Source organism: uncultured Marinococcus sp. (genome assembly GCF_947493875.1).
GTDB lineage: Bacteria > Bacillota > Bacilli > Bacillales > Marinococcaceae > Marinococcus.
In genome coordinates this window covers 90786-103100 of record NZ_CANLSU010000001.1, presented here as the reverse complement: position 1 = coordinate 103100, position 12315 = coordinate 90786, and the positions used below count along the sequence as shown (strand labels likewise).

At 47.8% G+C, this 12315-nt stretch carries 9 protein-coding genes; all 9 read right to left on the bottom strand.

Annotation, left to right across the window (positions count from 1 at the left end):
• Positions 1 to 205: 205 nt before the first annotated feature.
• Complete coding sequence (gene yihA / locus Q0757_RS00430) at positions 206 to 787, bottom strand: ribosome biogenesis GTP-binding protein YihA/YsxC (RefSeq protein WP_091614714.1); 582 nt, start codon at positions 785 to 787, stop codon at positions 206 to 208.
• On the bottom strand, positions 774 to 3107 hold the full coding sequence (gene lon, locus Q0757_RS00425) for an endopeptidase La (RefSeq protein ID WP_298783574.1): 2334 nt from the start codon (positions 3105 to 3107) through the stop codon (positions 774 to 776). The genes yihA and lon overlap by 14 nt, the downstream gene beginning before the upstream one ends.
• Before the next feature lie 235 nt (positions 3108 to 3342).
• A complete protein-coding gene (gene clpX / locus Q0757_RS00420) occupies positions 3343 to 4617 on the bottom strand; it encodes an ATP-dependent protease ATP-binding subunit ClpX (RefSeq protein ID WP_022793156.1) in 1275 nt (424 codons plus the stop codon).
• A 327-nt stretch (positions 4618 to 4944) separates the two neighbouring features.
• Positions 4945 to 6282, bottom strand: coding sequence for a trigger factor (tig, locus tag Q0757_RS00415; protein ID WP_298783568.1), 1338 nt, complete (start codon positions 6280 to 6282; stop codon positions 4945 to 4947).
• A 144-nt stretch (positions 6283 to 6426) separates the two neighbouring features.
• On the bottom strand, positions 6427 to 7446 hold the full coding sequence (locus tag Q0757_RS00410; RefSeq protein ID WP_298783566.1) for a tetratricopeptide repeat protein: 1020 nt from the start codon (positions 7444 to 7446) through the stop codon (positions 6427 to 6429).
• A 149-nt stretch (positions 7447 to 7595) separates the two neighbouring features.
• Positions 7596 to 8186: a 3-isopropylmalate dehydratase small subunit gene (gene leuD / locus Q0757_RS00405; protein ID WP_298783564.1), complete on the bottom strand. Its 591-nt coding sequence runs from the start codon at positions 8184 to 8186 to the stop codon at positions 7596 to 7598.
• A 12-nt stretch (positions 8187 to 8198) separates the two neighbouring features.
• Positions 8199 to 9614: a 3-isopropylmalate dehydratase large subunit gene (gene leuC / locus Q0757_RS00400; RefSeq protein ID WP_298783562.1), complete on the bottom strand. Its 1416-nt coding sequence runs from the start codon at positions 9612 to 9614 to the stop codon at positions 8199 to 8201.
• Between the two features lie 14 nt (positions 9615 to 9628).
• On the bottom strand, positions 9629 to 10720 hold the full coding sequence (leuB, locus tag Q0757_RS00395) for a 3-isopropylmalate dehydrogenase (RefSeq protein WP_298783561.1): 1092 nt from the start codon (positions 10718 to 10720) through the stop codon (positions 9629 to 9631).
• A gap of 37 nt (positions 10721 to 10757) precedes the next feature.
• Positions 10758 to 12311, bottom strand: coding sequence for a 2-isopropylmalate synthase (locus Q0757_RS00390; RefSeq protein WP_298783559.1), 1554 nt, complete (start codon positions 12309 to 12311; stop codon positions 10758 to 10760).
• Positions 12312 to 12315 lie beyond the last annotated feature (4 nt).

Sequence of the window (12315 nt, the reverse complement as noted above, 5' to 3'; positions counted from 1 at the left end):
TATCTTCACCCCCTGCGTCATCAATACCATGTTTAATGCAACCACCAAATGTTCAGCTTTTTTTATACGTTCCACTCTTCACACAACCCATTGTATCACACAACTATTTATCTTTTGACGTCAATTTGTGAACAAGGGCTGACAGTTTTTATACTATATCTTTCTTTTACTCACCGTTCCAATGTATAACTTCCACATATTATTTTCAAATAAACTGCTCAATAGCCCGCCAGGCTTCATCTTTACCCTGTGCCGTTTCTGCGGAAAACACAACCGTCTGGTCCTCCGGCTTCAGCTTAAGTGTTTCTTTAACACGTTTTAAATGACGGGGGCGTTTATTTTTCGTAATTTTATCTGCCTTTGTTGCAATAATGACCACCGGCAGCTCATGAAATTTCAAATAATCGTACATCGCAATATCATCTTTTGTCGGTTCGTGGCGAAAATCAATAATCATAAAAGCAGCTTTCAGTACGTCTCTGCTTTTAAGATACTCCTCCATCATTTCGCCCCAGGCTGCCCGTTCGCTTTTCGATACCTTCGCGTAGCCGTAGCCGGGAACGTCTACAAACAAAAAGCGGTCTTCGATATTATAAAAGTTGAGTGTACGTGTTTTGCCGGGCTTTGAAGAGGTACGGGCCAGGTTTTTTCTTGCTAACAGGGAATTAATGAACGAAGATTTCCCGACGTTGGATCTTCCGGCCAGAGCTATTTCCGGAAGTCCTCCCTCAGGATACTGCTTAGGGCTGACCGCGCTTATCACCAGCTCCGATTTATGAACTTTCATTTTTCTCCTCCAATGCTTCTTTTAACACTTCATCAAGATGCTTCACCGTGATAAACGTAATATCTTTTTTGATGCTCTCCGGTATATCTTCCAGATCCTTTTCATTATCGGCTGGTATCAGGATCGTCGTCAGTCCGGCCCGGTGGGCGCTCATTGATTTTTCCTTGAGTCCGCCGATTGGGAGGACTCTGCCCCGCAGCGTAATTTCACCGGTCATTCCTACTTCCTTTTTCACCTTCCGCCCGGACAGTGCAGACACCAGGGCTGTTGCAATTGTGATGCCTGCTGAAGGCCCGTCCTTCGGAGTGGCCCCTTCCGGAACGTGAATATGAATATCCCATTTTTCCTGAAAATCAGGGTCAACGCCCCACTCATCCGCTTTTGAGCGAATATAGCTGAATGCCGCCTGCGCGGATTCCTTCATGACGTCACCGAGCTTTCCGGTTAACTGCAGCTGTCCATTTCCTTTTGCAAGAGATACTTCAATAGATAAAGTTGTTCCTCCGGCAGCTGTATAGGCAAGACCGGTAGCTGCGCCCACTTGGTCTTCCTCCTCCGCACGTCCGTAACGGTACCGTGGACGTCCGAGCAGTTCTTCGATTTTCGCCGGCGTGACTACTACTTTTTTGTTTTCACCCATGACGATCAGCTTTGCTGCTTTTCGGCACACTGCTGCAATTTCTCTCTCAAGGCCGCGGACTCCTGCTTCTCTCGTATACTCACGAATCAGCTTCAAAAGGGCTCCCTGCCGAAACTGGATGCTTCCTTTGGTTAAGCCGTTTTCCTTAATCTGCTTTTCCACAAGGTGGTTTTTGGCAATGCCTTCTTTTTCAATTTCGGTGTACCCGGCAATGCGGATAACCTCCATCCGGTCGAGCAGCGGCTCAGGGATGGTGTTCATATTGTTCGCCGTAGTAATAAACATCGTTTTGGAAAGATCGTAAGGCTCTTCCACATAATGATCTTCAAATGTATTATTCTGTTCCGGGTCAAGCACTTCAAGCATGGCTGAAGAAGGGTCCCCCCGGAAATCACTGGCCATTTTGTCGATTTCATCAAGCAGAAATACCGGATTGACGGTCCCTGCCTTTTTCATTCCCTGAATAATACGTCCGGGCATAGCACCGACATAGGTTTTTCGGTGGCCGCGGATTTCCGCTTCATCCCGGATGCCTCCAAGGCTCATTCTCGTGAAGTTACGGTCGAGAGAGCGGGCAATGGAACGAGCTAAGGACGTTTTCCCCACACCCGGCGGTCCGGTCAGGCACAAAATCGGCCCCTTCACTGATTCTGTCAGCTGCTGCACGGCTAAGTGTTCAAGCACCCGGTCTTTAACTTTTTCAAGGCCGTAATGATCTTCATCAAGCACCCGTTGGGCACGCTTAATGTCAAGCTGGTCTTCAGTTTCCTCATACCATGGTATATCCACCAGCCATTCGATATATGTCCTGATAACGGAAGTCTCTGCAGAAGCCCCTGGCATTTTTTCGTAGCGCCTGAGCTCCCGCTCGGCTTTTTCCTGGACCTGTTCCGGCATTTTTGCCTGCTGAATTTTTTCCCTGAGTTCATCTACTTCGCTTTCTTTTCCGTCAGCTTCTCCGAGCTCCTTTTGGATCGCCCTCATTTGTTCGCGCAGATAGTATTCCCGCTGCGTTTTTTCCATCGATTTTTTTACGCGCTGTCCGATCTGGTTTTCAAGACCTAATACTTCCTGTTCCTTCTGCAAAATATCGATAATTTTACGCAGACGCTCTGAAGCGGTGAACTGTTCGAGCAGCTCCTGCTTCTCTGCCACTTTTAACGGCAGGTGAGAGCTGATCATATCGGCGAGCCGGTCCGCCCCTGCAATGTCCTGTACCGACTGGATCGTTTCACTGGAAATTCGCTTGGAGGCAGTGGCGTATTGTTCAAAAGCCTCGAGTGCTTTTCTCATTAGTGCCTGTTCCTCAGCCGAATCCGCGTGCTCTTCCGTAGGCAGCACTTCCATTTCCACCTCGAAAAAAGCATCCTTATCGATAAATTCTTTTATTTCTGCGCGCTCCAGACCTTCCACCAATACACGGATGGTGCCGTTCGGAAGCTTCAGCATCTGCTTAATTTTTGCCACTGTACCAACATGGTACACATCAGCTTCGCCCGGATTATCTACTGATAAATCTTTCTGCGTGACGAGCAGAATCCGGCTGTCCTTAGCATTTGCCTGTTCCAGGGCCTCTACGGATTTATCTCTTCCCACATCCAAATGAAGCACCATCGACGGGAACACAAGCAGTCCGCGAAGCGGCAGCATCGGTATGGAAATCGTCGTTGTATTTGGCATTCGCTAACACCTCTATTGTCAAATTATATTCGTTTGCTGTTATGCAGTGATGCGGTTGTTACGTACTAAAGGTATACTATTTATTTTATCCTATTTATAAAATTACTGTCTATGAAACATTACTCATTGACAGGAAGTTGTCTATAAATGCTATGTATAAATAATCAGAACCCCCGCACCATACGGATGCGGGGGTTTCTGTATAAGGTCCCTTTTCATTCAGGCGAAAAACCGTTTATGCACTTTCTTTTGGTTTGTACTGTTTTAACGTTACTTCTTTGCCATCTTTTGTTTTCAGAAGAGGTGATCCGTCACTATCTACGCTTTCTGCTGTAATAGTGCAGGAAACAATTTCTTCTTTGGAAGGCAGATCATACATGACATCAAGCATAATGCCCTCGATGATGGAACGCAGTCCACGTGCTCCGGTCTTGCGTTCAATTGCTTTACGCGAAATCGCACGCAGCGCGTCTTCGGTGAATTCGAGCTCCACTTCATCCATTTCGAGCAGCTTCTGATACTGCTTGACAAGCGCGTTTTTCGGCTGGGTCAGGATCTCAATCAACGCTTCCTCGTCTAACTGCGACAGGCTGGAAATGACAGGGATCCGGCCGATAAATTCAGGAATCAGGCCATAGCGCAGCAGATCTTCCGGAAGAATCCGGCTCATGTATTCATCGTGGCCCATTTCAGCGTTTTCAGACTCTGCCCCAAAGCCGATGATTTTACGGCCAAGGCGTTCTTTTACAATTTGTTCGATGCCATCAAATGCACCACCGCAGATGAACAGCACATTGCTCGTATCAATCTGGATAAATTCCTGATGAGGATGCTTTCTGCCTCCCTGCGGAGGAACACTGGCGGTTGTGCCTTCCAGAATTTTCAGAAGCGCCTGCTGAACCCCTTCCCCGGATACGTCACGGGTGATGGAAGGGTTTTCTGATTTACGGGCTACTTTATCAATTTCATCGATGTAAATAATACCCTTTTCTGCTTTCTCTGTATCATAATCAGCTGCCTGGATAAGCTTCAGCAAAATGTTTTCCACGTCTTCACCCACGTAGCCTGCTTCCGTCAAAGAAGTTGCATCTGCGATCGCAAACGGCACGTTCAAAATACGGGCCAGCGTCTGGGCTAATAGTGTTTTCCCGCTACCGGTCGGACCTAAGAGCGCTATATTACTTTTAGCCAGTTCCACGTCGTCGGTTTTCTTTGTGGAATTCACACGCTTATAGTGGTTATAGACAGCTACAGAAAGCGATTTTTTCGCTCTCTCCTGGCCGATAACATAATCATCTAGTGTTTCATTGATTTCGTATGGCTTCGGAATTTCTTCGAATTCCACTTCTTCTTCCGAACCTAATTCTTCCTCCACGATCTCCGTGCACAGTTCGATACATTCGTCACAAATGTATACGCCGGGCCCGGCGACCAGCTTACGAACCTGATCCTGAGTTTTTCCACAGAAGGAACATTTCAATTGTCCTTTTTCTTCATTGAATTTAATCAACTGGTTCACCCCTCACCTAAATATGAAACATTTAAAGCAGCGTAATGTATACAATCAATCCGTCTGATTAAGCCCTTCGATGACTTTTCTCAAAGCGGCATATTCTCTGCTCTGCCTAAACACAAATATTAATTCTTCGTTTACTATATAGGAAGTTTTTAAATAACACAATTATTGCGCTTGAGTTGAATTGTATCATACTTTCCTATGGAAATCGAAACAATACCCTTTAGTATGGGCAGCCGGGGTATGCTGATTTTTGCCCGTTTCAGGCGGAAAAATCCTGAAGGCATACTTCACCCTCAGGATTTTTTAAGCATTTAAGCCTTATTCGTTTTCTGTTTCTTCATCTTCTGGTTTTTCTTTTTTCGGTACAGTTTTGCTGTGCTCAACAAGATAGTCGATAGCGCGCTGCAGACGAAGATCCTGCTTCAGCATATCCACGCCGCCCTGCATTTCGATAAGGCTGCGGATTTCTTCTTTATCGCGCTGGTACATGTCAGCCATTTTTTGAAGTTCGTTTTCCACGTCTTCTTCACTTGCTTCAAGGTTTTCCTGCTCAGCTACGGCTTCAAGAGTCAGATTCATGCGGACACGTTTTTCAGCTTCCGGCTGGAACTGCTCTTTCATGCCTTCTTCGTCCGTACCGGTAACCTGCTGGTACATTTCCAGAGTCATACCCTGGGATTGAAGGCGCTGGCTGAATTCCTGAAGCATACGGTCGGATTCTGTGTTGATCATCGCCTGCGGAATTTCTGCAGAAGCTTTCTCCGCTGCCTCTTCAACTACAGTGTCCCGCTCGTGATGTTCTTTTTCATGCTCACGGTCGTGTTCAAGCTGATGGCGAACTGCCTCTTTAAGCTCGTCGAGTGTTTCTGCTTCGTGCTCTTCTACGTCCTTCGCGAACTCATCGTCGAGCTCTGGAAGCTCTTTACGCTTGATTTCGTGAAGCTTGACATGAAAGACAGCTTCTTCGCCGGCAAGGTTTTCAGCATGGTACTCTTCCGGGAAAGTAACCGTAATATCTTTTTCTGTACCCGGCTGCATGCCTACAACCTGCTCTTCAAATCCTGGAATAAAGGAATTGGAGCCGATCTCAAGCGAGTGATTTTCCGCACTGCCGCCTTCAAAAGCTTCTCCATTTACGAAACCTTCGAAATCGAGTACAGCGGTATCTCCGTCCTGGACTTCGCCCTCTTCCACTACGGCAAGATCTGCGTATTTGCCCTGAAGATTTTCAAGCTCCTGGTTTACTTCTTCTTCTGATACAGAAGTGTCAAACTCCTCTACTTCGAGTCCTTTGATCTCGCCGAGCTCTACTTCCGGCTTCACGGTGACTGTAGCAGTGAATTTCAGGTCTTTGCCTTTTTCCACTTCTTCTACATCGATTTCCGGACGGTCCACTGGTTCAATACCCGCTTCGTCCACTGCTTCGGCATAAACATCCGGAAGCAGGATATCCAGGGCATCCTGGTATAAAGACTCTACTCCAAAACGGCTTTCGAAAAGCTTCCGTGGCACTTTTCCTTTACGAAATCCTGGAATAGATACATCATTTTTCACTTTATTAAATGCTTGATCCAGAGCTTTGTCAAACCGTTCCGATTCTACGTCTACGGTTAAGACTCCCTGGTTTCCTTCTTTCTTTTCCCAACTGGCATTCATTCAAATTCCCTCCAAATAACTAGGTTCTACCGTGTAAACAACTACCCTATTATAACATAACACTAAACCATTTCAATGAATGATTCATTTTCCGCTAAACTTACTCCCACAAGGGATTAAACATCACTTTCAAATAGGGGCTTTTCAGATTTCCTGAATGAACCCCTGGATTCTTTCGTATTCCTCCTGCATCGATCTAAAGCCTGCTTCAGCTACTCCGTAACACTCCCTGATATCCTGTTCGTCCGGGAGCGGCTCAAACTGCCGGAACGTCTCAAAGTGCAGCACAGCTGCCAACACTTCAATCTGTACCGAAGGAGGAAAAGGATAGTAATACAACAGCAGCTGCTGCAGCAGCTCTTTCGCATGCTGAAGCAGCACTGGATCTTTATCCCCGAGCGAACGGTCGAGCAGAAACGAGGACTCTGTATACGAGCTGCTCTCTTCCAAAGCCGGAAGCGTGGACGGGGCGAACTCCCCTTTCCTGCCCAGCTTCTGCACCCAGACAGCGTCTTCGATCTGCCAGTCCTTCAGAAGCAGAAGAAGGAAGCTTTTCATTAGTGGCGATGTTTCCTGCCGGGCCAGCAGCTCCCTTATTGCAGGCATCCATTTTTCCGCTCCTTCTTTTCGAAGCACATTTAACACATGCAGCTTCTGGTCCTCAGTTCCCATTTGAAGCACCATTTCCCATTCCACCGGCAGCGAAGAGCGTTCTTCAGGCATTGTATTGTATTCTTTTGTTTCCACTTGCATATGCGTCATGCCATCAGCAAGAGCATACAATTCCTGAAACTGCTCTCTCAAATGACCAGGCACTTCCTTTGTGTTCTGCACTTCATCCAGCGTTTCAATTACCTGGTCATACCTGCCCAGCTGAGCTAATACCGGTACGTATACATGGAGAATCTCGAGAAAGTCACTGGTATTGTCTTTAAGCAGTTCTTCTGCCCATCCGGCCGCTTCCTGCAGATATCCTGCTTCCGCGTAAGCTAAAAGAAGACCATAGGAAGCGTCAGGATTTCGGCTCTCATGCATCAGCGCCTGGCGAAACACGTCTACGGCCTGCTCCTTTTCACCAGCCTTCAGCTGTTCGAGCCCCTGCTTCACCAATTTTCCGGCTGCTCCAGGGAAAGAAACAACCTTCTGATTCGGCCTTTTATCCATCTGGTGCCTCCTTCTGTAAAAATCCGCTATGCCAGTAGATCGTAAATTTTTTGTATGGGCAGATCAAATAGTATATGTATGTATGAATAACTGCGTTCAGTACAGCTTAATGTAAAAATGAAGACGGCCGCTTTGGGCCGCCTTCCCCGTTAAACTTTGACCCGTTTTTCATACGCTTCGATATCTTTTTCATATTGAAGCGTAATACTAATTTCATCCCATCCGTTTAACAGCATTTCCTTCCAATAGGGATCTATCTCAAATGTTGCCTCGAAATCCGCATCTTTATCAGAGATTTGCTGATTTTGTAAATCTACTGTCAAGTGGTATTCTTTATCATTCCCATTCTTCATCAGTTTATAAACCTGATCTTCGGGCAGCCGTACCGGCAGTATCCCGTTTTTGACGCAGTTATTGTAAAAAATATCCGAATAACTGGGAGCAATAATAACGCGAAACCCGTAGTCCTGCAATGCCCATGGGGCGTGTTCCCTTGAAGAGCCTGAACCAAAATTATGGTCGGCAATCAAAATTGAAGCATTGGCTGCTGATGGATAATTCAGCTCAAAGGAAGGATCTTCTTCCCCATCTGACTTGAAGCGCCAGTCAAAAAATAAAAACTGGCCGAACCCGGTACGTTCTACGCGTTTTAAAAACTGCTTCGGAATAATCTGGTCTGTGTCCACGTTTGCCCGTTCAAGTACTGCCGTATTTCCTTCGTGCACTGTGAGTGCTTCCATGCTGCCACCTCCTTATGAAGAAACTGTCTGATCCAATTTTCGTACATCTACAAAGTGTCCGTAAATAGCAGCCCCTGCTGCCATAGCCGGACTGACCAGGTGCGTTCTTGCACCTTTTCCCTGCCGGCCTTCAAAGTTTCTGTTGGACGTGGAGGCACAGCGCTCTCCCTCAGGTACAAAATCAGGATTCATGCCGAGGCACATGCTGCACCCGGAGTCCCTCCACTCAAATCCAGCTTCCTTAAATACCTGGTCGAGTCCTTCTTCCTCTGCCTGCATTTTCACCTGTTGGGAGCCCGGCACGACCATCGCGCGGATCCCATCCGCTACTTTGTTGCCGCGAATGATTTTAGCAGCTTCACGAAGGTCCCCGATACGCGCGTTGGTACAGGAGCCAAGAAACACATGCTGCACATGAATATCTGTGATTTTCGTGCCCGGCTCCAGAGCCATGTAATCAAGCGATGTTTTGATCACTTTTTTCTCCGTAGCACTTTTCCCGTCTTCCGGATAAGGAACTGTACCGTGAATACCTACACCCTGGGACGGGTTGGTTCCCCACGTTACCATCGGTTCGATTTCGTCTGCGGGGATCACTACGTGTTCGTCATATTCGGCCCCTTCATCTGTAGCAAGCTGACGCCACTGTTCGACTTTTTCATCAAATTCTGTGCCCTCCGGTACAAACCGGCGGTCTTTCAAGTAATCGAACGTCACCTGATCCGGACTGATCAGGCCAGCACGCGCCCCGGCTTCGATAGACATGTTACAAATTGTCATCCGCTCTTCCATCGTCAGACCGCGAATTGCCTCACCGGTATATTCCAGTACATAACCACTGCCAAAATCAACACCAAATTTAGCGATGATCGACAAAATAATGTCCTTGGCTGTTACTCCGGTGCCCAGTCTTCCATCCACATGGACCTCCATCGTTTTTGGAGGAGACTGCCAAAGCGTCTGAGTGGCAAGCACATGTTCCACTTCACTTGTACCGATACCAAAGGCAAGGGCTCCAAAAGCGCCGTGGGTGGACGTGTGGCTGTCGCCGCACACGATCGTTTTTCCCGGCTGGGTCAGCCCGAGCTCCGGGCCGATAATGTGGACAATGCCATTGTTCGGGCTGTGAATGTCAGCAAGCTCCACTCCAAACTCCTTGCAGTTGTCAAACAGCGTATCAATCTGCTTTTTCGAAATGGCATCCGTAATAGATTCCCGGTTCAGCGTCGGTACGTTATGGTCCATTGTCGCAAAGGTCAGGTCCGGGCGCCTCACTGGACGCCCGCTCAGCCGGAGGCCTTCAAATGCCTGCGGGGACGTGACTTCGTGGACCATATGAAGATCAACATACATTAAATTCGGTTTGCCTGTTTCAGCACGAACAGCGTGTTCATTCCAAATCTTATCAATGATTGTTCTCGGCTTCATGGAACTTCCTCCTTTTAATATTTTCCTGCCAGCCGTGCAATGTGACTGCATACGGCTTTTGTAACTTCTTCTGTTGAGGCCGCAGATGTTTTATCCCTGCTTAAGTCTGCCGGAAGCAGTCCCTCTAAGAGGACCTGCTCAATCGCTTCCTCCACTGCATCTGATTCCCGCTGGAGCTCAAAGGAATATTTCAGCATCATTGCACTCGAAGCGATCGTGGCCAGAGGATTCGCTGTCCCCTGTCCGGCGATGTCAGGGGCCGATCCGTGGACCGGCTCATACAAAGCAGGCTTTTCACTGCCCATACTTGCAGACGGCAGCATACCGAGCGATCCTGTCAGCATCGATGCTTCATCGCTTAAAATATCCCCGAACATATTTTCCGTAACGATGACGTCGAGCTTTTTCGGATCATACATAATCTGCATGGCCGCGTTATCCACGAGCATATGCTCAAGCTCCACATCCGGGTAGTCTTTGGCTGCTTCTTCAGCTGTTTCCCGCCATAAGCGGCTGGATTCAATAACATTCGCTTTATCGACTGATATTACTTTTCGCGTGCGTAAACGGGCAATTTCAAAGGCCTGCTGAACAATTCTCCGGATTTCTGATTTTTTATAAACCAAGGTGTCCACCGCTGCTTCTTCGCCGTCGATTATCCGTCGTTCTCTTGGCTCCCCGAAATAAAGCCCTCCGGTTAATTCCCGGACAATCATTACATCGACTCCGTCAATCACTTCTTCACGCAGGGGTGAACTGTGCAGCAAGCTTTTGAAACTGCGGACCGGGCGCAGATTGGCAAACAGTCCTAACTCTTTACGAATGCGCAGCAGTCCTTTTTCCGGGCGCTTTTCTCCCGGAAGGTGGTCCCACGCCGGGCCTCCGACTGCACCAAGCAGAATGGCGTCGCTTTTTTTACAAATATCGAGCGTATGAGCAGGGAGCGGATCATCGTAATCATCCACGGCTCCTCCGCCAATATCTGCATATTCAAATGTAAATGAATGGTTAAACGATGTTTCAATCTGCTTGAGCACCTGTACTGCTGCCTCTACTACTTCCCGTCCGATACCGTCACCGGGCAGGATCGCAATCTTTTTTTCCATTTCGATCTCTCCCTTGTCCGCTGCTTCAGTAATTATTTTATGGCGTGGATATATTTGCTACTTTAGGCTGGTTTTCTGCACGACGCTGGTTTAACACACGGTTCACGGCGTTAATATAAGCTTTTGCGGACGCTTCAAGTACGTCGTTATCCGTTCCGCGTCCACTGGATTCCGTTTCCTCAAATGCCAGCCGCACGAATACTTCTGCCAGCGCATCACGGCCGCCGGTAGTGGACTGGATACGGTAATCCTGGAGCGTGAAGCCTTCCCCTACAATTTTTTCAAGCGTGTTGTAAAGGGCCTCCACGCTTCCAGAACCAGTACCCGCGTTTTCAATACGCTCTCCTGCCTGGTCCAGCACTGTAACCGTAGCCGTCGGAATATTTGACGTCCCGTACGTCACCTGCAGTGTTTCAAGAGAATAATACTTCATTGCATCACCGGCTTTTTCATCGGCCATTAATGCAAAAATATCTTCATTTGTAATTTCTTTTTTCTTATCTGCGAGTTCTTTAAAGGATTTGAACACTTTATTGATCTCTTCTTCGGTCGCGTTATAGCCGAGAGAAATAATCTTTTCTTTAAAGGCATGACGTCCGGAAAGCTTACCAAGTACCATCCGGTTCGCTTCTACACCGACGAGCTCCGGCGTAATAATTTCATACGTGGATGTTTCTTTCAGTACGCCATCCTGATGAATACCGGATTCATGGGCAAATGCGTTGTCGCCGACCACGGCTTTATTGTTTGGCACCTGCATACCCATGAGTGAACTGACAAGACTGCTTGTCCGTTTAATTTCGTTCAGCGTAATGTTAGTGGATTTACCGTAAAAATCATTCCGGATATGAAGAGCTACAGCAATTTCTTCCAAAGAAGCATTACCGGCACGTTCCCCGACAGCGTTAATTGTACATTCCACCTGCTCCGCGCCGCCTTCGACAGCGGCCAGAGAATTGGCAGTCGCCATGCCGAGATCGTCATGACAGTGAGCCGACAGTACAGCTTTATCTGCGTTTGGCACTTCGTTTTTAATATAGCGGAACATGCTGCGGATCTCCTCCGGCATGATAAATCCGACCGTGTCCGGCAGGTTTACTACATCTGCTCCGGCGTCAATGACTGCTTCGACCACTTCCGCCAGAAATGGAAGCTCTGTCCGGCAGGCGTCCTCTGCTGAAAACTGGACCTTGGAAAAACGCTCTTTTGCATAGCGTACCGCTTTAACTGCTGTCTCAATCACCTGTTCCTGAGTCATGTGGAGCTTATGCTCACGATGGATCGGGGACGTGGCCAGAAATACGTGGATTCTTGGCTCTGCCCCTCCCTTTAACGCTTCCCAGCAGGCATCGATATCAGAAGTCAGGGCGCGGGACAGCCCGGTTACTGAACTGTTTTTGACAGTATCCGCAATTTCCTTCACAGAACGAAGATCGCCTTTAGAAGCGGCTGGAAACCCCGCTTCAATAATATCAACACCCAGACGTTCGAGCTGTTTCGCAATTTGAAGCTTTTCTTCAAAGTTCAGGTTGACGCCCGGCGTCTGCTCTCCATCTCGAAGCGTCGTATCGAAAACGTTAATGTTTTTCACAGCA